The organism is Marinobacter sp. VGCF2001, assembly GCF_049943275.1.
Lineage (GTDB): Bacteria > Pseudomonadota > Gammaproteobacteria > Pseudomonadales > Oleiphilaceae > Marinobacter.
In genome coordinates this window covers 26576-47683 of record NZ_JBNFVX010000014.1, presented here as the reverse complement: position 1 = coordinate 47683, position 21108 = coordinate 26576, and the positions used below count along the sequence as shown (strand labels likewise).

Below are 21108 nucleotides of genomic sequence, written 5' to 3'. Positions count from 1 at the left end.
AGATCCTGATGCAACTTTTGAAAGTATTGGCGCGGGTACTGGAGTACCCCACCGAAGAATTGCAGCAATCCAAAGACGCCCTGGTTGCCGTGATCCTCGAGGACAACCGGCTGCCCCGACAGAATAAGGAGCAACTGCTGCGCTGCGTGGATATGCTGTGTGATTCCGATCTGCTGGACATCCAGGAAAACTACGTGGGGCTGTTTGATAAAGGCCGGGCCACCTCGCTGCTGCTGTTCGAACACGTGCACGGTGAATCCCGGGACCGGGGGCAGGCCATGGTAGACCTGATGGAACAATACCGGGCCAACGGCCTGGAAATTGACGCCAGGGAATTGCCGGATTACCTGCCGCTGTTCCTGGAATACCTCTCTACCCGGCCGTGGGACGAGATCCGCAACTGGCTTGAGGATATCCACCACATTCTGGGCCTGTTGGGTGAACGCCTGTTCCAGCGCGAGAGCCTGTATCACGTGGCCATGGATGCCTTGCTGGTGCTGTCTGGCCGCAAGGCGGATCGGCAGGAACTGGCACAGATTGTCGCCTCCGAAGAGCGCGATGATACGCCGGAAGCCCTGGACAAGGTCTGGGAAGAAGAAATGGTGAAGTTCGTGGATGACCAGGGCAGTTCCTGTGGCACCGGCGGAGTGATTGGACAGCGCCGCCGGGAAATGGAACAGACCCAGACCATTCACCTGAGTGATCAGCTGATGACGGACGCAACGCCCCGTCCGGCCGGGCGCGCCTGAGGCGCAGGAGGAAAAGACAATGTCCTATATCAACACACTGCTTTTCGGCATCTACCCCTACATCGCCCTGATCGTACTGTTTGTCGGTACCTGGGCGCGCTACGATCATGGCCAGTTCACCTGGAAAGCTCATTCCAGTCAAATGCTGCGCAAAAAGAACATGGTGTTGGCTTCGGTACTGTTCCATGTGGGCGTACTGGTGATCTTTTTCGGCCACCTGGTAGGGCTGCTTACGCCGCACTGGGCTTACGAGTGGATTATTACTCCGGGCCAGAAACAGGTCATGGCGATTCTGGTGGGTGGTATTGCCGGCGTAATGGCGATCATTGGCGGTGGTATGCTGGCCTGGCGCCGGATGACGGATCCGCGGGTTCAGGCCAGCAGTACCTTTGCCGATAACATGATCATCATCATTCTGGTGGTTCAGCTGGTGCTGGGTATGCTCACCATCCTGCCCACACTGGGCCACCTGGACGGTAGCACCATGCTCAAGTTCTCAGCCTGGGCGCAAGGCGTGTTCACCCTGGAAGGTTCCGGCATCGCCGCTTATATCGCCGATGTGCACTGGATCTACAAGACCCACATCTTCCTGGGCCTGACCATCTTCGTGCTCTTCCCGTTCACCCGCCTCGTGCACATGCTTAGCGTGCCGGTGGAGTACTTCGGGCGTAAGTATCAGGTGGTGCGCAAGCGCGCCTGACAGGGGGCCGCCGCTCCCGGTTCAGGATACGTTTTGAGACTTGTACTGAACGACGCCGGCATGGCTCAGGCGAAGTTGCCAGCGCTGTGCCGACGTTGTGTCCTTCCCCGGACCGGAGCACATCAGCAGTAACTGGTAATCGTGCTGTTTCTCGATGGCGTGTGCTTGCACGCCATCGCAGGTGCGCTCCGGATCTTTCCAGGCATAGAGTTTAACAGTCGTCGGCTGGATCAATTCGCACAGGGCCTCGCAATCCAGTGTGATGCGATCCTGAAGGTGATCCCGTTCAAAAATCGATTTCTCCAGTGACATAGCAGAGCGGTAGCAGATAACCTGTTGATCGTCGTTGCTGGTCCAGCGCTGGGCCTCAGTCCGGATTCGGCCCGGCAATTCCCGCGCTTTCCGGTACTCCAGCCAGACCTTCTTGTGACCGGCCGACCGGCTGGTATATGGCGTGCTCAACCGAACCTTCCAGCGGGGTTTGCCCCGGCGCAACCAGGTGGTCATGGCGTTGATCATGTCATCGCGCAACAGATCACGAAGGGCATAAATCAGTGCGATGCCCAGCAGCAGGCTCAGGGACAGGGCCTGGCTGAAGTCCCGGATATTGAACAGCAGATAGGTGAACAGCAACATAACCACGGTGGTGGATGCCGCTTTCACCAGTTTGCGGGTGCCCGCACCCAGTTCGGTTACCCGGGTGCGCAGCAGTAAAGGGTATTCGAGGATGCGATGGTACAGGCGCATTCGGTTCCAGATCCTCGTGGGCGTGCCGGTAAAATTACTGGTGTAGTCCCGGGCTTTTCGGTGCTGGCTCTCCTGTTCCAGAAACTCGATAACGGCCGTTTGCAGGGAAGGCGCCAGGCTCTCATAGCGCTCGTTTGTCATGCATTCGAGAAAGAATTGTTCGGCGTTCCAGGAAAAACAGGTATCCAGGAGCCGGTAATAACGTTGCTGGCTTGTCTTTTCCGGCGCGGCCTTGCGCAGGCGCTGGGCAAACTTTTCGCTCAGGCGGAGGCCCCGCTTCAGCAACTCCTCGCTGAGGCCTGCGGTTTCAATCTGTTGCTTCAGCCTGTCGATGGACGCCCGATACTGAAACAGCCAGGAGCCGTGCCGAATCTCATAATGGGGCGAAAGCAGGGTAAATGATTGGTCAGCTTTGCCTACCCGGTCCTGATCCGGCAGCCCCAGTAAGCGCAGCCGGTGCTCCAGTGACGAAAAATAAAAACGTTTTTCGGAAAGGGCTCTGGAAGAGAGGCTGCCTTCGTGGGGCGTAAACAGATAAAGCTCGATTTTGTAGCGACCTGCATCGGTCAGGGATCGGTTCAGTTGTAACTGATAGCTGCCCTTCCGTCTCAAAGTAAACACAACAACCCTCCGCACCGAAAATTCTGTCTCACGCCCGCTTCAGGATACCTCGTTTTACTCCCGCTCTACCTCCGATGAGGAAGCGATTTTTATCGGCAACCCTGTTTAACTAGTTGCCAAGTGAACAGAGTCATCAGGCAAGGCAGACCCATGCAACTGATCCCTACCGGTGAAGCCGGCAAACCCAGAAATCAATTCCCGCCGGTATACGTGGGCGATACCGAGATTCACGAGGATGACATCGCCCGAGAGATGCAGCATCACCCGGCTGAAGAGCTGGCGGAGGCCTGGCATGAGGCGGCACGGAGCCTGGTTATCCGTGAACTGCTGCTGCAGCAGGCAAGTCGCCTGAACCTGGATAACATTGAAGACGAAGAGGGCCGCCTGGCCCGGGTGCTGGAACTCGAACTTAACGTTCCTGATCCCAGCGACCAGGATTGTGAGCGCTTTTATGCCGCCAACCCGGGGCGATTCTCCAGCCCCACCATTATGGCTGTAAGCCATATACTGCTGGCAGCGGCTCCGGAGGACATTGAAGAACGTATGCGCCAGGAAGAGGCTGGCCGACAGATCTTGTCTGCCCTCCTTGACGGCCGCTCCCAGTTCGCGGAGCTGGCCAGACAATATTCCGCCTGCGAATCCCGCCACCAGGGCGGAAGCCTGGGCCAGATCAGCAAAGGCCAGACGGTGGAGGAGTTTGAGCGCCCGGTGCTCAGCCTGGCCGAAGGGCTGAACCCGGAACTGATTGAAAGCCGCTATGGCTGGCACATTGTCCGGGTTGACCAGAGGATTGACGGCGAACGGCTACCTTATGACCACGTGAAGCCTCAGATCCGCCAGTACCTCAGCGAAAGCGTGACCCGTCGGGCCTTCCGGCAATACCTCCAGGTATTGGCCGCGGAAACCGGCGTGAGAGGCGTGGACCTGGAACTGCCGGATTCGCCATTGATGCAGTGAAGTCCGGCGCAGCGATGTCATTGAGACGCCGGCTCAGGCGATACCGGGCCAGGGTGAGCATTTCTTGATGTTAGTTAGTGAAGCGGACAGTTGAGTTAAGTCAATTGTTTGGAAATAACGCCGGGGATACCCCCATCGGGGGAGCGATTTTTAACCATTATCCTTCTAATATTTAAAATAAGATTTTGGATGCATGAATATGCAGAGGGCATACCCCATGGCTATGACACAAACCGCAGAACACCGATATACAAAACCGGTCCTTGTCGCCATTAATAAACCACTGGACGAAGAAGACAGCCTGGAGGCGCTTCGCAGCCATGCTCTGTTCAGCAGCCTGCGCGCCAAAGACCTGGAAGGCCTGATTCTACAGTCGCGCCGCCTGAGGCTGGGGCACCACCAGTTGTTATACCGGCAGGATATGCCAGCGCACCATTTTTTCTTTGTTATTTCAGGCCGCCTGCGCCTGTATCGCCTCGATTCATCCGGCGTAGACCGTACCCTCGACAGCATCGCGCCGGGTGACTGTTTTGCCGAAGTCATGATCTACGCCGATCCGCCCCGTTACGCTTGCTACGCGGAAGCCCTGAAATCCAGCGAAGTTCTGATGATTCCGGTCAAAGCCTACCGCGAACTGCTCGACAAGAATCCGGAGTATGCCCAGGCGGCGCTGAGCCACTATGCCATGCGAGCGGTGTCCCGGTTCCACGATCTGGAAATCATGACCGTGCAGAACGCCCGTGATCGCCTCATCCGGTATCTGATCGACCTGCTGCCAAAAGGCACCGAAGAAGGCGGTGAGGTTGAATTGCCGCTGCCGAAATGCCTGGTGGCTTCACGTTTGGCCATGCAGCCGGAAACCTTCTCGCGGATTCTGGCAGACCTGAAAGCCAACGGCCTGATTCGGGTTAACCGCAGCAAACTTTTTATTTCCGACCCTCAGCGGCTGATTGCGATCAGCCAATAGCCTCCCCGGGCCCAGGGCCCGGTTTTTTTAAAGCCTCGAACAGCAGGGGATAGACATGATCAGCAGTTACCAGGACCTTGTTCAGGCCAGCCGGAAAGAACCGGAGCCCCAGCGCTTTCTGTTCGTTTTTTGCAAAGCGGAATTGCCAGAAGATGCCAGTGCGGCAGAACGGGTTGCTTTTGAAAGCGGCGAGGGTGGCGCACTGACGCCGGTTATCTGTGTCGACAAAACCCCCGATGAGATTCCTTATTTCGATGTGTTGGCGGAGGAATCCCGCGCGACGGGTCAGGACTGGGACATGGTCTTTGTCGGGGCCATGTCCGGCCGTGGCGGCATTGCACCTTCCAGCGACGAAGCCCAGCAACCCATGACCATGATGGTGGAGAGTATTCGCATGGGGCACGTGGGCAATTACCTGCCGCTCGATAAAACTGGCCACGCCATCAACCTTGACTGACCTCAAGGTAGCGGCAGTCTGTCGTGGCCTATCCTCTAAGAGGTATTTGATTTTCCTCAAAATTGAACGACCCTTGATGTAATCCATGGGATTTTGGGAGTTGTAGTGAGAAACGTCATCCGTTGTGCGCTGTCTGTCTTATTGATGCTTGCTGCTCCGTTGAGCTGGGCCCAGCCACTATCGGAGTACAGTCCCCCGGCCGGGCGCCAGCTTATTGAAAAAGCCTTTCCGGAAGCGGAAAAGCTTCAACCCATGGAAGGTAATCGTGCCATTCAAGAGGTGTATGCCGGTGACGAGCTCATCGGCTATGCCTACCAGTCTCTGGATTTTGTCCAGACGCCCGCCTATTCCGGTAAACCGATCAACGCGATGGTGGTGCTCGATACCGAAGGCGAAATCCGGGCTGCCAAGGTCATCCATCATGACGAGCCGATCCTGCTGGTGGGTATACCCGAGAGTAAGATGCATGACTTCACCGATCAGTATACCGGGTTAAAAGCCGACCAGAGGGTAACCGTGGGTGGCACGTCCACTGAGCGCAAAGTGGCGGTTGACGGCCTGTCGGGTGCAACGGTTACCGTTATGGTGATCAACGAGGTGATCATGCGCACAGCCCACCGGGTGGGTGTGGAAATCGGCATTGTGGAAGGCGGAGAAAGCAATCGCCCGCCCATGGCCAACGTGAAGACGGACCAGTTCCAGGAGAAGTCCTGGCAGGAACTGACCGGAGACGGCTCCGTGCGCCGCCTGATACTCACCAAAGGGCAGGTGGATGATTCTTTTGTCGGAACGCCGGCCGAAGGCATTGAAACCGCCGATGCCGGAGAGCGCGACGACGCCCTGATCGATCTTTACGCCGCCTACCTGGATGCTCCGACGATTGGCCGCAACCTGCTCGGTGAAAATCAGTACCAGTGGCTGATGTCTGAACTGCAGGACGGTGAGCACGCCATTGCTGTGATGGCCAATGGTGAATATTCCTTCAAGGGTTCAGGTTATGTCCGGGGCGGTATATTTGACCGGGTACAGATCCGGCAGTTCGGGGACACCTTCAATTTCCGGGATCTGGACTTTCATCGCCTCAGCGACGTCTACGCCGAGGGTATGCCCGAGTTTTCGGAAATGGCGATTTTCATTGTCCGGCAACAGTATAACTTTGACCCGGGCACGCCCTGGACGCTGGAGCTGACGGTCAAGCGCCAGACCGGTCCGCTCGACAGCGAGTTTCAGGTATTTCCGCTGGAATATCAGCTGCCGGACCAGTACTACACTCGCCCGGAGCCGGTCCTGACAGAAGAGGAATGGCTTGAAACCCAGCCGCTCTGGGTTCAGGTGTGGTACCAGAAGCAGTTCCAGGTCACCGTGTTGGGCATCGGCATTGCCGTGCTCCTGTTCATTCTGTTCTTCCAGGACTGGCTGGTGCAAAAGCCCAGGATGATGCGCTGGCTCCGTCACGGTTTCCTGGTTTATACCCTGTTCTTTATCGGCTGGTACGCCCTGGGCCAGCTCTCCATTGTCAATGTGTTGACCTTCGTGAACAGCCTGATCAGCGGCTTCAAATGGGAAACTTTCCTCATCGACCCGATCATGTTTGTGCTCTGGGCGGTGGTGGCCGGCATTGTCCTGCTCTGGGGGCGGGCGGTGTATTGCGGATGGCTGTGTCCGTTCGGAGCCTTGCAGGAATTGATCAATGAGATTGCCCGCAAGCTCAAAGTGCCCCAGTACACCGTGCCTTTTGCCTGGCATGAGCGCCTGTGGGCCATCAAATACATCATTTTACTGGTGCTGTTTGGTATCTCCCTGGAATCCATGGCTACCGCCGAGCGCATGGCCGAAGTAGAGCCCTTTAAAACCGCCATTACCCTGCATTTCGATCGCAGCTGGCCGTTCGTGACCTACGCGGTGCTGTTGCTGGTGGTCAATATCTTTACCCGCAAGGTGTACTGCCGCTATTTGTGCCCGCTGGGCGCTGCCCTGGCGCTGCCTACCAAGTTGCGGGTATTTGACTGGCTCAAACGCCGCAAGGAATGCGGCAACCCTTGCCGGTTGTGCGACAAAGAGTGTGAAGTTCAGGCCATTCATCCGGACGGCACGATCAACTACATGGAGTGCCATTACTGCCTGGATTGTCAGATGACCTATTTTGATGACCACAAGTGCCCGCCGCTGATTGTGAAGCGCCGTGGCAAGCGCCGTGGTCATAACGCACCCGGCCACCCGGAAGAGATTCCGGTGGTGCAGGTGAACTGAGTAGTCCCGAGGAGCCAACCATAAGGCCCCGGAAAATCATGAGAAGCAAGAACCGCCATAACCAATAACGGAGTTGGATGCTATGAAAAAAAGAGATGATCTGACCAAGGACACTCCTGAAGTGCCTGAAAGTGGTCTGAGCCGTCGTCGCTTTATGGGTGCGGCTGCACTCGCCGGTGTGGCTGGCGCTACGGGGTTGGGCGCCTCTGTGATGTCCCGCGAGACCTGGGCCGCGGCCGCTGAAGAAGCCCGCAACAAAGCCCACGTTGCGCCGGGTGAGCTGGACGAATATTACGGTTTCTGGAGTGGCGGTCATCAGGGCGAAGTGCGCGTGCTGGGCGTGCCGTCCATGCGCGAGCTGATGCGGATTCCGGTGTTCAACGTGGATTCGGCAACCGGTTGGGGGATTACCAACGAAAGTAAGGAAATCCTCGGCGGCGATGAGCAGTACCTGAACGGTGACTGCCACCACCCGCATATTTCCATGACCGACGGTCGTTACGATGGCAAGTACCTGTTCATCAACGATAAGGCCAACACCCGGGTTGCCCGTATCCGTCTGGATATCATGAAGACGGACAAAATTACCCACATTCCGAACGTGCAGGCGATTCATGGCCTGCGGCTGCAAAAAGTCCCGAAGACCAACTACGTCTTCTGTAACGCCGAGTTTGTGATTCCCCAGCCCAATGACGGCACCGATTTCAGCCTGGAAAACAGCTACACCATGTTTAACGCGCTCGACGCGGAAACCATGGAAGTGGCCTGGCAGGTAATTGTCGACGGTAACCTCGATAACACCGACGCCGACTACACGGGTAAGTACGCCGCGTCCACCTGCTACAACTCCGAGCGTGCAGCGGATCTGGCGGGCACCATGCGTAACGATCGTGACTGGGTTGTGGTGTTCAACGTCGAGCGCATTGCGGCGGCGGTGAAGGCGGGTAACTACAAAACCATTGGTGATTCCAAAGTGCCGGTGGTCGACGGCCGTGGCAAGTCCGAGTTTACCCGTTATATCCCGGTACCCAAGAACCCGCACGGTCTGAACACCTCTCCGGATGGCAAGTACTTCATCGCTAACGGCAAGCTGTCTCCGACCGCATCGGTCATCCAGATCGACAAGCTGGACGATCTGTTCGACGACAAGATCGAGCTGCGCGACACTATTGTGGCCGAGCCGGAGCTGGGTCTTGGACCTCTGCACACCACGTTTGATGGTCGCGGTAACGCCTACACCACGCTGTTTATCGACAGTCAGGTGTGCAAGTGGAACATTGCCGATGCCATCAAGCACTACAACGGCGAGAAGGTAAACTACATCCGCCAGAAGCTGGACGTGCAGTATCAGCCGGGCCACAACCACGCGTCGCTGACCGAGTCCCGGGATGCTGATGGCAAGTGGCTGGTGGTGCTGTCCAAGTTCTCCAAGGACCGGTTCCTGCCGGTTGGTCCGCTGCATCCGGAGAACGACCAGTTGATCGACATTTCCGGCGATGAAATGAAGCTGGTGCACGACGGCCCAACGTTCGCTGAACCGCACGACTGCATCCTGGTGCGCCGTGATCAGATCAAGACCAAGAAGATCTACGAGCGTGACGATCCTTACTTTGCCAGCTGTCGTGCTCAGGCGGAGAAGGACGGTGTCACTCTGGAATCCGACAACAAGGTGATCCGCGACGGCAATAAGGTTCGTGTTTACATGACCTCTGTTGCACCGCAGTATGGCATGACCGAGTTCAAGGTGAAGGAAGGTGATGAAGTAACGGTGTACGTGACCAACCTGGATATGGTTGAGGACGTCACCCACGGCTTCTGTATGGTCAACCACGGCGTGAGCATGGAAATCAGCCCGCAGCAGACCGCTTCTGTCACCTTTACCGCTGGTAAGCCAGGTGTCTACTGGTACTACTGTAACTGGTTCTGCCACGCGCTCCACATGGAGATGGGTGGCCGGATGCTGGTCGAGAAGGCCTGATAGTATAGTCGCCTGACCCGGGGTGCCCCTGAGGCGCCCCGTGTTACTTAACACTATCCCGAGATTTCTTTGATGTATCGACAACTGCGTTATGGGGTGGCCCTGTCAGTCGCTCTGTTTGCGCTCTCCGCCAACGCGGACCTGCAGCAAGAGCTGGACAACCTGGCTCCGGGGTCATCCTACGAACTTCCTCCCGATACCTTATCCCCGCTGGTTATCAGAGTGCCTGATGTCACGGTTTCCTGTGCCCGGGACACGGTCATTGACGGTCGCGGCCTGGGCAATACGGTGGAAATTCTGGCAAGTGGGGTCACCTTTTCGGGTTGTGATATCCGCAACTGGGGGGATGATCTCAATGAACTGGATGCCGGAATTTTTATCGCACGGGAAGCCCGTGGAACGCTGGTTGAAGATAACCGGTTGCAGGGCCCGGCTTTCGGAGTCTGGCTGGATGCAACCCCCGATGTTACCGTCCGGAGCAACCATATCCGTGGCGACACCAGCCTGCGGTCTCAGGACCGGGGCAACGGAATCCATTTGTTCAATACCACCGGGGCTTTAATTGAAGGCAACGACATCAGCCAGACCCGGGATGCTATTTACATAGAAACGGCTAACCGCAATACCATTCGCGGTAATGTCATGAGCGATTTGCGCTACGGCATTCATTACATGTATTCGATGCATAATCTGCTGGAAAACAACGTTACCCGGGGCACCCGTACCGGCTACGCGTTGATGCAGAGCAAGTACCTTAAAGTATTCAATAACCGCTCCGAGAACGACGAGAACTACGGCATTCTGATGAACTTCATCACCCACTCGGAGCTGCGCAATAACGTGGTGACGGGGGTGTCCCAGGGCCAGAGTGCCGGGGTGGTGATTTCCGGTGCCGAGGGCAAAGCTGTGTTCATCTATAACTCGCTGTACAACACCTTTGAGGGTAACTATTTCGGCCACAGCAACATTGGCATTCATCTGACCGCCGGTTCCGAAGACAATCAGGTGTTCAACAACGCCTTTGTAGAGAACCAGCGCCAGGTGAAGTATGTGGCCACCCGCACCCAGTCCTGGGCGGAAGATGGCAAGGGCAATTACTGGAGTGACTACCTGGGCTGGGACCGCAATCAGGATGGCCTGGGCGACGTGCCCTATGAGCCGAACGACAACGTCGACCGGCTGCTGTGGAAATACCCCGAGGCCAAGGTGCTGATGTTCAGCCCGGCCGTGGATACGCTGCGCTGGGTGCAGGATGCGTTCCCGGTAGTGAAGTCCGCCGGGGTGAGTGATCCTCATCCCTTGATGCGCGTTCCTGACCATCTGCAATCGGAGATCCGATGAACTGTTTTCGACTGGAGAATGTGAGCCACCGCTACGACAAAGCGACGGTGTTGCATGGAATAGATTTGCGGCTGGAGCCGGGAGAGATTCTGGGCCTGTTCGGGCATAACGGGGCGGGGAAGACCACCTCGATCAAGTTGATCCTGGGCCTGATGCAGCCCAGCGAGGGAAAAGTGTCGGTACTGGGCGGAACGGCTGGAGATCCCCAGGTAAGCCAGCATATCGGCTACCTGCCGGAAAACGTGATGTTTTACCCGCAACTGACCGGGCGGGAAATACTCAGCCACTTTGCCCGCCTCAAAGGCGCACCGTTGAAACAGGTGCCTGTACTGCTGGAGCAGGTAGGGTTGGGAGATGCCATGGATGCCCGTACCAAAACCTATTCCAAGGGTATGCGCCAGCGGCTGGGGCTGGCCCAGGCTCTGCTGGGTAAGCCGAAGTTATTGATGCTGGATGAGCCCACCGTGGGCCTGGACCCGGTTGCGACCGCCGATCTTTACCGGTTGTTGCGCCAGCTACGGGATGAGGGGACCGGTATTGTACTTTGCTCTCATGTTTTGCCCGGGGTCGAGCCATACATTGACCGGGCCGCGATTCTGACCGAGGGGGCCCTGAAGGCATCTGGCGATCTGCCATCGCTCAGGCGGCAGGCCAATATGCCGGTTACCCTCACCGTCCAGCCAGCGAGCACCTTGTCGGCGCTGGAAAAAACGATCGATCAGGCTGAGCCGCGTGCGGGGTTGATGATGAAAAGCGACAACGGACGGCTGCAGGTGGATGTCAGACCCCATGAAAAAATGGCGCTCATCAAGACTTTGATGATGTCGGGTGAAGTGGCAGATCTGGGTATCCACCAGCCCAGCCTCGAAGACATCTATGTACATTTTATCGGTTCAGGGGGCCTGGCCCACCGGGGGGGAAACCAATGAATGCCGTCTGGACCATCGCCCGCAAAGAACTCAGCGACAGCTTCCGTAATCGCTGGCTGGTGGCCATTTCTCTAGTCTTCGCCACCCTTGCTCTGGGTATCGCCTGGTTCGGTGCGGCCGCGTCCGGGCAGGTAGGGTACGCTTCCACTCCGGCGACCATTGCCAGCCTCGCGAGCCTGGGGATCTTCCTGATTCCGCTGATTGCACTGCTGTTGGCTTACGACGCCATCGTCGGGGAAGAAGAGGGCGGCACCTTATTGCTGCTGATGACCTACCCACTCAGCAAAAACCAGCTGCTACTGGGCAAATTTCTGGGCCACGGGCTGACCCTGGCGCTGGCCACCATCATTGGTTTTGGAGTGGCGGGCATCGCCATTGCGTTGCTGGTGGACGATGTCGCCATTGTCGCATTGGCCGTCGCCATGGGGCGTTTTGTAGGGTCTACTGTGTTGTTGGGCTGGGGCTTTATTGCACTGGCGTACCTGGTCAGCGTGCGCGTGAGCGAAAAACCGGTGGCGGCGGGCCTGGCGTTGGCGATCTGGTTTTTCTTTGTGCTGATTTTCGACCTGATGCTGCTGGGCACCCTGGTGGCCAGCGAAGGCAAGTTGAACCCCGAGCTGCTGCCCTGGCTGTTGATGCTCAATCCCACCGATATCTACCGCCTGCTTAATATCGTTGCCTTCGGTGACAGCGGTCAACTCAGTGGTGTGCTCAGCCTCGGTGCAGACTTGCCCATCGGCGCTGCAGGACTCTGGCTGGGCTTGATCCTGTGGTGTGCCATCCCCCTGGCAGGCGCACTGTTACTGTTCAAAAACCGACGAATCTGATTCTGACCGGAGACATATAAGCATGGCAAACCCAGCAACCAAATGGCTCATCGCCGCCTTCGCCGCCACCCTCCTGGCCGGCTGCTCCGGCAGTGAGCCGGAAAGCGTTGAAAAACCAGACCCGGTGCATTTCGAATCCGGCGACGAATGCCACGTTTGCGGCATGGTCATCACTAACTTCCCCGGCCCTAAAGGCCAGGCCTTCACGGAGCGAGAACAGAACCTCCGGAAATTCTGCTCTACCAAAGATATGTTCGCCTGGTTTCTGCAGCCGGAAAACGAAAACCGCGATCACACCCTCTATGTTCACAACATGGCCGAAACCCACTGGGACAGCCCGGACGACACTCACCTGATTGACGCCCGTGACGCGTTCTACGTGGTTGGCTCAAACCTCAACGGTGCCATGGGCCCAACCCTGGCCTCGTTTGCCAAGCGGGCCGACGCCACGGACTTCGTGGCCGAGCACGGCGGCAACGTACTGGTATTTGCCGAAGTCACGCTGGAGCATCTGAATAACGGTACGGCCATGCATGATATGAGCGGGATGGATGATATGGCCGGAATGCATGAAGACCATGACGTAAACGGAGAGTCTGAAATGGCCCATTAAAACATGGGCTCCCTGGCGATTACTCCAGTCGTCTAAAGATCAGGTGCGGGAAGCCTTTCCAAAAATTTGCGGAGCCAGGGATGGCGGAGCAGAAGCGCCACAGGGGCTCCGCCGAGCGCTTATGAAGCGAAGCTTCATGCGAAAGCTGAGCGACCACAATCTGTGATTGTGGGCCGGACCCCGAAGGGGTGCCGAAGGAGCGTTTTTTGGAAAGGCTTCCCGCACCTGATCAAGCGCCAGATTTGCAGGCTACATCTATCGGTGTGCAGCCCAGGTCAGCCCCCGGTCATATTCATAAACCGAAGAATTTGCACATCCCCATTGCTGGAAAAGTGATGACGCTCCGGCTTAAGATCCATGGCCTCGATCAGCGTCTCCTGGAGCTTGTCATCTGTCACCGGATGCCCGCGCAAAACCCGGCGAAGATCCACCGAATGCTCATTGCCGAGACACAACAACAGCCGCCCCTCCACGGTCACCCGAACCCGGTTGCAGGTTGAGCAAAAATTATGGGAATGGGGTGAAATGAATCCAACTCGCACATCGCTTCCCGGCATCCGGTAATAGCGAGCCGGGCCGCCGGAATCCTCCGTGGCCGGAATCAGCTCATGGCGCTTGCGGATAATGTCGCGCACTTCTTCACTGGTGCACAGCGCCAGCCCGCGATCATGCTCGGAAATCTCGCCCAGCGGCATCTCTTCAATAAACGTAATGTCCACGTGCTTTTGACGGGCAAACTCGATCAGCTCGGGAATTTCCTCGTCGTTTCGGCCTTTCATGACGACCGTGTTCAGTTTGATACCGCGGAAACCGGCTGCCCGTGCCGCATCGATGCCGTCGAGCACCCGGTCAAGATTGCCGGTGCGGGTGATGGAGCGGAATTTTTCCGGATCGAGCGAATCGAGACTGATATTGAGGCGATGGAGACCGGCGCGCTGCAAATCCTCGGCCATGTCCGGTAACTGACTGCCGTTGGTCGTCATGGCAAAGTCCCTCAGGCCGTAACCACCGATCTCACGCACCAGCTCGAGAATGTCCTTGCGAACCAGAGGCTCGCCGCCAGTCAGCCGGATTTTCTCTGTGCCCAGGGCGACAAAGTTCCGGGCCACCCGGGCGATTTCCTCCAGTGTCAGCACCTGCTGACGAGGCAGGAATGTCATGTCTTCCGCCATACAGTACACGCAGCGGAAATCGCAACGATCAGTCACCGACAGGCGCACATAGTTTACCGTGCGACCAAAGCGGTCTGTCAGTCGGGTCTGGGGCATTGGCCGGATCCTGTTCCAGTGTCACCTACAGTTTAGACCAATTATGGCAAACAAGCCGACCGATTCCGATACCCCTCGCGGAGTATTACTACGGACCTTACGCAGCGGGGCACTCCGGGGAAGACCTATGGGCGGATTCTCGGTAGAATTAATACAGGTATTAATCGCCAAGAGGCCCTTGTCATGGCCATGCTAAAGGGTAGAACCGGTTTTCGAATTCTTGCGTATATCAGCGCAGGACTGGGTGTGATTGGTATCGCTCTTCCTTTATTGCCGACCACACCGTTTGTGATCCTCGCGGCATTTTTTGCCAGCAAGGGATCACCGGCCTTTGCGCACTGGCTGGAGCAGCACCCCAGGTTTGGCCCGGCTATTGCGGAGTGGCGCCTGCGCAAAGCGATCCCCCGCAAGGCCAAGGTCTTGGCGTTTGCGATGATGGGGTTCAGCTGGAGCACGCTGGCGTGGCTTGGTTCGCCAGGTTTCGTACTGGTTATTTCGGGGGTGTTTCTGGCGGGGGTTGCCTGTTACATGCTGACCCGGCCGTCTTACTAGGGTTTTCGTTTTACTGGAGCTATGAATGCACATCACCCGTTACACCGATTATTCACTCAGAGTGCTGATTTATCTGGCGGCAGAGGGTGATCGCCTGACCACAATCCAGGAAATTGCCGATAGCTACGACATTTCCAAAAATCATCTGATGAAAGTGGTCCATCAGTTGAACAAAAAAGGCTACATCGAAACGATCCGCGGCAAGAAAGGCGGTATGAGGTTGCGGATGGCCCCCCGGGACATCAACATCGGTATTCTGGTCAGGGAGACTGAGCAGGATCTGAATATTGTGGAGTGTTTTTCGGCAAACAACGCCTGCAGGATAACGCCGGTATGTGGCCTAAAATCGATGTTTGGAGAAGCCCTCAAGGCTTTTCTCGGTGTTCTCGACAAGTACACCCTGGCAGATGTTGTCCAGGAACACCATCGTCCCCAGCTACTGAGACTCCTGCAAATCGCATGACATCGCGTGGTCTTGTGAGCCGGCGCACCATAGCTTCAGTGCGGTCCGCCGGCCATCAGGCTGCCCATCCCAAACGCCGGCCTACGCCTTGAGCAGAAGCCGGCTCGCCCGCTCCGGCAGCGAATAGCGCAACACCCGTTTCAACACGGTCTGGTACTGATCCCGAAAGGTGCCGGTATTGTAGTGAATGCCATGTTTCCGGCAAATCTCCTGTACCCGCTCCGAAAGCTCAGGGTAGCGATGGGCCGGCAGATCCGGGAACACGTGGTGTTCAACCTGATAGCTCAGGTGCCCGCTCAGGATATGCAGCCACCGGCCTCCGGTAAAGTTGGACGAGCCGGTCAGCTGGCGCAGGTACCAGTGCCCTTTGCTCTCGCCCTCGCATTCTATCTCGCTGAAGGTTTCTGCATCCTGGGTAAAGTGGCCGCAGAAGATGACCGTTGACGACCAGACGTTGCGGATGAGATTGGCGCCGACGTTACCCGCCAATACGATCGGCGCCACGGGCAGGGTCAGCAGCGGAAAAAACACGTAATCCTTGAACGCCTGACGGCCGCCTTTGCGGGCAAAATCTTTCAGGAACGGCAGCTTGTCCCGCCAGGAGATTTCGCCACGCCGGAGTTTTTCCGTTTCCAGTTCATGCAGGCCGACGCCCCACTGGAAGAACACGGTCAGCAGAATGTAGTTGAGAAACTGCAGTGTGTGCCAGGGCTTCCAGGGCTCGTCGTCACTCAGGCGCAAAACGGCATAGCCGTAATCCCGGTCCTTGCCAATGATGTTGGTGTAGGTGTGGTGTTCGTAATTGTGGGTCCGGCGCCAGGATTCGCTGGTACACACGGTGTCCCATTCATAGGTTCGGGAGTTCAGGGTGGGGTCGTTCATCCAGTCATACTGTCCGTGCATCACGTTATGGCCGATTTCCATGTTCTCCAGAATCTTGGCCACGCCGAGGGTTGCGGTGGCGGCTACAAATACCGGCGGAATAAAGCCAAAAGGCATCATCACCCGGCCACCGACTTCCAGCGCACGATGCAACCGAACGACTCTGCGAATATAGCGGGCATCCCGTTCGCCCAGATCTGCCAATACCTCATCGCGAACGGCATCCAGGTCTTTCTGAAGTTCGTTGAGCTGTTGTTCGTCAAGCTTGATCATAAGTTCTCCTTGCGGCTTTAACAGGCTGCGCTCGAATGCTGTGCGTTACACTTCCAGGGTCACAGGGCCATGGGGTACGGAAATGCAGAGCTGAATGCTCTCGTCTCCGGGGCTGGAGGCCTTGCCCGTCAAACGGTTAACCACGGTGCCGCTGGTTTTCCTGCAACTGCACTGGTGGCAGATACCCATGCGGCAGCCGTATGGAGGGGCCAGCCCGGCCGCTTCTGCAATGTCCAGCAGGGTGGCATCGCCCGAAGAATCCACACTGAGATCGCTGCGGGAAAAGCGCACCTCGCCTCCGAGGGCGCCCGGGCGGGCACTGGCGTTGGCCGGGGGAGCGAAGAAGGTGCGGTGTGTCTGCTCGTCGCCGATGCCTCGCCGGCTCAGCAGTGCCCGGGCCAGGTTCATCAGCCCCACAGGTCCGCACAGATAGACCTCCCGGTCTGCCAGGCCGGTGATCGCGTCGAGGTCGGCGTCGTTCAGGTATCGTGGCTGATCATGTTCGTGGGTAGCCACAACCCGGACGGTCAGGGCCGTAAGCTGTTCGGCCAGAGCCCGCAGTTTTTCACCTGCAATGACATCGTCCTGCGTCCTGACGAAGTAGAGCAGGGTTACCGGTGCCCGGTAGTTCTGTGCTGCCATGCTTTCCAGCTGGCTCAGAATCGGCGTAATACCGCTGCCCCCGGCAATAAACAGAACGGGTTTTGCGGTTGTGGGCACCAGGAAATCGCCAAAGGCGTCGGTCAGCCCGAGCACTGCACCTTCCTCAAGATGATCGTGCAGCCAGTTGGTTACCAGTCCGCCGTTCTGGCGCTTGATGGTCAGGGTGATCTGGCCTCTGTTCTCCCAGCGTTCGGGAGAACTCGACAGGCTGAAGGTGCGCTGCCTCCGCACGCCATCGATTTCGACACGGAGGTTGACGTGCTGGCCGGCACGAAAACCACCCCATCGGCTGGCGGGTCTGACAACAAGGGTTTTGGTGTCGTGGGTCTCTGTCAGGACACGCTCGACTTGGGCGGGAGTGTACGCTTGTACCCACATGGGGTTGATCACTTCCGAGACAGGATCGAAAAAGCTACCGGGATTACTGCGATTCAGTAATTGTCGGCCAAGCCAGTGTATAGCGCGAGTCTTTGTCGTCTTCGCCAGCATAGGGTTGCTCCCATGGTCGGTGCCCGGATTCTGGTTCCGCGTGTACACTTGTTCACTTATGTGTACGAATGTACACACGAGGTGGTGTTGAGGCAATCCGTTAACCGCGCCATTGGCTCGTAATGACAAGTTTCGCGGACTTTTCTGCGCTCAGATGTGTACACTTGTGACCGCAACGGGAGTGACAGGCAGGCTATGGCAGACAGACAGAAACGCAGACCCGGTGAAACCCGCGCCAAGCTGATGAACGCGGCGCTGACACTGGTGGGAAAAGGCCGGCATTTTGCCAGCCTGGGCATTCGTGAAGTGACAAGGCAGGCCGGCGTGGTGCCAACGTCCTTCTATCGCCACTTTCGCAGTGTGGATGACCTGGGCCTGCAACTGGTGGATGAACTGGGGCTGGTTCTCCGGCGCATGATGCGGGAAGCCCGCGCCAATGTGCTGCAGGCGGACAAGCTGATTGAGGAATCGGTCGGCATCTTTGTGGCCCATGCCCAGGCTAATCGCAGCTTCTTTCTGTTTATGGCGCAGGGGCTCGCTGGAGGAAGCCGCGCTGTGCAGGAGGGAATTCGCAGTGAAATGCGCTTTTTCGCCAGCGAACTGGCCCACGATTTAAGGCGGCTCCGGCTCATGGAGCACCTGAGCGATGCCGATCTGGATATGACCTGCGATCTGGTCGTGCGCACGGTCGCCTTCAGTCTGACTGACCTGCTCAGCATCGCCGAAGACGATGATTATCAGGTCGGGCAGATACGAAAACGCACCACCCGATTCCTGCAGATGATCTTTGTCGGAGCCGGCCACTGGCAAAGTGACTGACCCCGCTCAGGGACTATTTTTTGGTTCGGGTACGCTTTTTCTTTGGCGGCAGCACCAGCGATTCCAGCTCGTCCAGGGCCTCGCCGGTATAAACCGCGAGTTTCTGCATACTGGGCAAGGTATCCCGGCAGCCGGTATAACCAAAGTTCAGTGATCCCGCATAGCTCAGGCAGGTAATGTTCAGTGCGCCACCATGGGCTATCAGCGACACCGGGTACATGGCCTCAAGCCGGGCACCTTCGTAATACAGAGTGTCTTCAGGCCCTGGAACGTTCGAAATAGTCACGTTGAACACCGGGCGCATACGGCCGCCCAGCCCGGACATCAGCTGCAGAATGTACGGTGACATCAGCAACATGGTGTATTGGGTGAGGGCACTGCGAGGCAGCTTCTGCAGATGTTCCTTGGCCCGCCGGGTCGAAGCTTTGATCTGTTGCAGGCGGTTCAGTGGGTCTGCTTCGTCGGTGGCCAGTGACGCAATCATAAAGCTGATCTGGGTGCCGGTGCCCTCGTCATCTGCTGGCCGGATATTGACCGGAATGCCCGCAGTCAGCGGGATATCGGGCAGGTTGTCCTGTTCTACCAGAAAGCGCCTCAAGGCGGTGCCGCAAAGGTACAGCACGATGTCGTTGAGAGAGCTGCCGGAAGCGTGGGCCAGGTTTTTCAGCCGGTCCAGTTGATAATGTTGTGTCGCGAAACGCCGCTGGGCTGTTACCCGGTGGTTGAGAATCGAGACCGGGCCGGTGAACGGGGCCGTCAGCCCGTCTTCCGGGTGGCGCACCGAGTGCACCAGCCGATTGCCGGCCTGCCAGAGCCGGGGGGCCATATCGGCTTGCAGCTTCAGGGCGTCCATGGCCTGGGAAATCGCTGCCGGTACGCTGGCTTCCTGATCGGTCTTGGAGCCACGGCGTTGATGCGGGCGCACCGTCCAGGGCGGTGGCATATTCCGGCGTTCGGGGTCGGTCGCGAGTACCCTCTGCATCAGCCGCACGCCACTGATGCCGTCAATCATCGAGTGATGCATTTTGGTATACAGGCCAAAGCGGTTGTTTTCCAGCCCTTCAATTACGTGGCATTCCCACAGTGGTCGGGAAAAATCCAGTGGGTGGGAATGCAGCCGGGAAACCAGAATGCCCAGCTCCCGTTCGCCGCCCGGACGTGGCAGTGCGGAGTGGCGAACGTGGTAATCCAGATCGATGTTTTTGTCGATCTTCCAGAAGGGGGCTACCACACGCCCCAGAAAACCCGGCCAGACCAGTTTGCAGCCCCAGGGAGGCGCGACATCGCCGGCTTCTTTCATGCGAGTAACCATGTCACGCAGGAAAGTGTCGGGGGCTCCGTCCGGGAGCGAGAAAATCTGCAGCGTGCCCACGTGCATCGGCGTGTCTTCAGATTCAACCGCCAGCCAGGAAGCATCCAGTGTTCCGAGACGTTTCATTCCTTGTTGTTCTCCGCCAGTCATTTATATTTTGTTTGTTTCCTGCAAGTATACTGATAACCGCAGGCCCACACGATCAAAACGCGGATTCTGTTCCAACCTTTTGCAGGGTTTCACGGTTACACAATGTCGCGAACCGGCGCTACGGAACTTAAGGTTCGTGTGCTAACTTCATTTCCTGAAGATTCTGACAAAAACAAGATTGGAGGTAGCGTGGAATCCAGCCCGCTGATTTCGGCAGGTTTGCCGGTTGCATTGTTCATTATCATGATCGGTATTGGCATGACCCTCACCTTGCGGGATTTCCGCCAGGTTGCGGTATACCCCAAAGGTATGATTGTGGGTACTTTGGCTCAGATTCTGCTGATGCCACTGGTGGCATTCGGGCTGGCCTATCTGTTTGGCGTGTCACCGGCCATTGCCGTTGGCCTGGTGATTATTGCGGCGTGTCCGGGTGGCACCACCTCCAATTTGTTCGTCCTGTTGTCCCGGGGCAATATCGCACTTTCTATCGTGCTGACGGTTTCCGCCAGCCTGATCACCATCATCACGCTGCCATTGTTTACCAACGTGGCGTTGCAGCATTTCATGGGCACGGAAGAAAATATCTCGCTGCCGGTGGGCAAGACCATTGTCATGCTGGTGGTTATCGTTCTGTTGCCGGTCGCCATTGGGATGTTGGTGCGGACGCGCAAGCCTGAACTGGCGCGCAAAGCCGAGAGCCTGGTGAGTATTTTCGGGGGGATCGTACTGGCGGGGCTGATTGTGGCGCTGTTGTACGGTGTCCGGGATCAGATGTGGGACCTGCTCCGGCAGGCCGGGCCCTCCACCATTGCCCTGAATGTGGCCGGGATTATTCTCGGGTTGCTGGTTGGCCGCGTGGCCGGGCTGACCCAGCGAGAGTCCCTGGCCGTGGCGGTAGAGCTCGGCGTCAAAAACGGTACGATCGGGCTGATGGTCACGCTGACGCTGCTCGAATCCAGCGCCATGTCGATTCCCGCCGCCGTTTACGGTGTGCTCATGTTCCCGATAGGTTTTCTGCTGGCGATGTATGGCCGGCGAGTGATTCCTGCCGGCTCGGTCGGCAAGGCTGATTGAAAAATTCTGTACAACATCAGGATCTTA

The 21108-nt window shown here is 57.4% G+C and carries 20 protein-coding genes; 15 read left to right on the top strand and 5 right to left on the bottom strand.

The annotated features are described in order from the left end of the window. Positions 1 to 8: 8 nt before the first annotated feature. A complete protein-coding gene (gene narJ, locus ACP2AU_RS13090) occupies positions 9 to 749 on the top strand; it encodes a nitrate reductase molybdenum cofactor assembly chaperone (protein ID WP_426376650.1) in 741 nt (246 codons plus the stop codon). A gap of 19 nt (positions 750 to 768) precedes the next feature. Continuing rightward, entirely contained in the window at positions 769 to 1449 is a 681-nt protein-coding gene (narI, locus tag ACP2AU_RS13085) for a respiratory nitrate reductase subunit gamma (RefSeq protein WP_426376649.1), read from the top strand. Positions 1450 to 1470: 21 nt separating this feature from the next. On the opposite strand, the gene ACP2AU_RS13080 is transcribed toward narI, so the two are convergent. Then, positions 1471 to 2817 carry a hypothetical protein gene (locus ACP2AU_RS13080; RefSeq protein WP_426376648.1) on the bottom strand — a complete coding sequence of 449 codons (1347 nt, stop codon included), beginning with the start codon at positions 2815 to 2817 and terminating at the stop codon, positions 1471 to 1473. A 150-nt stretch (positions 2818 to 2967) separates the two neighbouring features. Between ACP2AU_RS13080 and ACP2AU_RS13075 the strand changes: the two genes are divergently transcribed. The 9 genes from ACP2AU_RS13075 (at position 2968) to ACP2AU_RS13035 (ending at position 13136) form a co-directional block, all read left to right on the top strand. Further along, the gene (locus tag ACP2AU_RS13075) at positions 2968 to 3774 is read left to right on the top strand and encodes a peptidylprolyl isomerase (protein ID WP_426376647.1); all 807 of its coding nucleotides are present in this window, start codon (positions 2968 to 2970) and stop codon (positions 3772 to 3774) included. 217 nt (positions 3775 to 3991) lie between these two features. After that, entirely contained in the window at positions 3992 to 4741 is a 750-nt protein-coding gene (locus ACP2AU_RS13070) for a Crp/Fnr family transcriptional regulator (RefSeq protein WP_426376646.1), read from the top strand. A 55-nt stretch (positions 4742 to 4796) separates the two neighbouring features. Beyond that, positions 4797 to 5198: a ribonucleotide reductase subunit alpha gene (locus ACP2AU_RS13065; RefSeq protein ID WP_426376645.1), complete on the top strand. Its 402-nt coding sequence runs from the start codon at positions 4797 to 4799 to the stop codon at positions 5196 to 5198. A 144-nt stretch (positions 5199 to 5342) separates the two neighbouring features. Then, on the top strand, positions 5343 to 7448 hold the full coding sequence (nosR, locus tag ACP2AU_RS13060; protein ID WP_426376696.1) for a transcriptional regulator NosR: 2106 nt from the start codon (positions 5343 to 5345) through the stop codon (positions 7446 to 7448). An 82-nt stretch (positions 7449 to 7530) separates the two neighbouring features. Next, positions 7531 to 9426 carry a TAT-dependent nitrous-oxide reductase gene (gene nosZ / locus ACP2AU_RS13055; RefSeq protein WP_426376644.1) on the top strand — a complete coding sequence of 632 codons (1896 nt, stop codon included), beginning with the start codon at positions 7531 to 7533 and terminating at the stop codon, positions 9424 to 9426. A 72-nt stretch (positions 9427 to 9498) separates the two neighbouring features. Further along, the gene (locus ACP2AU_RS13050; protein WP_426376643.1) at positions 9499 to 10767 is read left to right on the top strand and encodes a nitrous oxide reductase family maturation protein NosD; all 1269 of its coding nucleotides are present in this window, start codon (positions 9499 to 9501) and stop codon (positions 10765 to 10767) included. Beyond that, positions 10764 to 11696: an ABC transporter ATP-binding protein gene (locus ACP2AU_RS13045; RefSeq protein WP_426376642.1), complete on the top strand. Its 933-nt coding sequence runs from the start codon at positions 10764 to 10766 to the stop codon at positions 11694 to 11696. Before ACP2AU_RS13050 ends, ACP2AU_RS13045 begins: the two co-directional genes overlap by 4 nt. Next, complete coding sequence (locus tag ACP2AU_RS13040) at positions 11693 to 12523, top strand: ABC transporter permease (protein WP_426376641.1); 831 nt, start codon at positions 11693 to 11695, stop codon at positions 12521 to 12523. The genes ACP2AU_RS13045 and ACP2AU_RS13040 overlap by 4 nt, the downstream gene beginning before the upstream one ends. Positions 12524 to 12545: 22 nt before the next feature. Then, positions 12546 to 13136, top strand: a complete 591-nt coding sequence (locus ACP2AU_RS13035) for a nitrous oxide reductase accessory protein NosL (RefSeq protein WP_426376640.1) — start codon at positions 12546 to 12548, stop codon at positions 13134 to 13136. Between the two features lie 275 nt (positions 13137 to 13411). Here ACP2AU_RS13035 and moaA read toward each other — a convergent pair whose 3' ends face one another. Then, the gene (gene moaA, locus ACP2AU_RS13030) at positions 13412 to 14404 is read right to left on the bottom strand and encodes a GTP 3',8-cyclase MoaA (protein WP_426376639.1); all 993 of its coding nucleotides are present in this window, start codon (positions 14402 to 14404) and stop codon (positions 13412 to 13414) included. 183 nt (positions 14405 to 14587) lie between these two features. Between moaA and ACP2AU_RS13025 the strand changes: the two genes are divergently transcribed. Together ACP2AU_RS13025 and ACP2AU_RS13020 are read left to right on the top strand one after the other, a co-directional pair. Continuing rightward, entirely contained in the window at positions 14588 to 14956 is a 369-nt protein-coding gene (locus ACP2AU_RS13025; protein ID WP_426376638.1) for a YbaN family protein, read from the top strand. A 25-nt stretch (positions 14957 to 14981) separates the two neighbouring features. After that, the gene (locus ACP2AU_RS13020; RefSeq protein ID WP_426376637.1) at positions 14982 to 15419 is read left to right on the top strand and encodes an RrF2 family transcriptional regulator; all 438 of its coding nucleotides are present in this window, start codon (positions 14982 to 14984) and stop codon (positions 15417 to 15419) included. An 81-nt stretch (positions 15420 to 15500) separates the two neighbouring features. Here the strand turns inward: ACP2AU_RS13020 and ACP2AU_RS13015 are convergent, their stop codons facing one another. Together ACP2AU_RS13015 and ACP2AU_RS13010 are read right to left on the bottom strand one after the other, a co-directional pair. Next, positions 15501 to 16574 carry a fatty acid desaturase family protein gene (locus tag ACP2AU_RS13015; RefSeq protein WP_426376636.1) on the bottom strand — a complete coding sequence of 358 codons (1074 nt, stop codon included), beginning with the start codon at positions 16572 to 16574 and terminating at the stop codon, positions 15501 to 15503. A 45-nt stretch (positions 16575 to 16619) separates the two neighbouring features. Continuing rightward, a complete protein-coding gene (locus tag ACP2AU_RS13010; protein ID WP_426376635.1) occupies positions 16620 to 17726 on the bottom strand; it encodes a ferredoxin reductase in 1107 nt (368 codons plus the stop codon). A gap of 195 nt (positions 17727 to 17921) precedes the next feature. Between ACP2AU_RS13010 and ACP2AU_RS13005 the strand changes: the two genes are divergently transcribed. Next, positions 17922 to 18545, top strand: a complete 624-nt coding sequence (locus ACP2AU_RS13005) for a TetR family transcriptional regulator (protein ID WP_426376634.1) — start codon at positions 17922 to 17924, stop codon at positions 18543 to 18545. Between the two features lie 13 nt (positions 18546 to 18558). On the opposite strand, the gene ACP2AU_RS13000 is transcribed toward ACP2AU_RS13005, so the two are convergent. Next, positions 18559 to 19983, bottom strand: coding sequence for a WS/DGAT/MGAT family O-acyltransferase (locus tag ACP2AU_RS13000; RefSeq protein WP_426376633.1), 1425 nt, complete (start codon positions 19981 to 19983; stop codon positions 18559 to 18561). A gap of 213 nt (positions 19984 to 20196) precedes the next feature. On the opposite strand from ACP2AU_RS13000, the gene ACP2AU_RS12995 reads away from it, so the two are divergent. Next, on the top strand, positions 20197 to 21081 hold the full coding sequence (locus tag ACP2AU_RS12995) for a bile acid:sodium symporter family protein (protein ID WP_426376632.1): 885 nt from the start codon (positions 20197 to 20199) through the stop codon (positions 21079 to 21081). Positions 21082 to 21108: the final 27 nt, after the last annotated feature.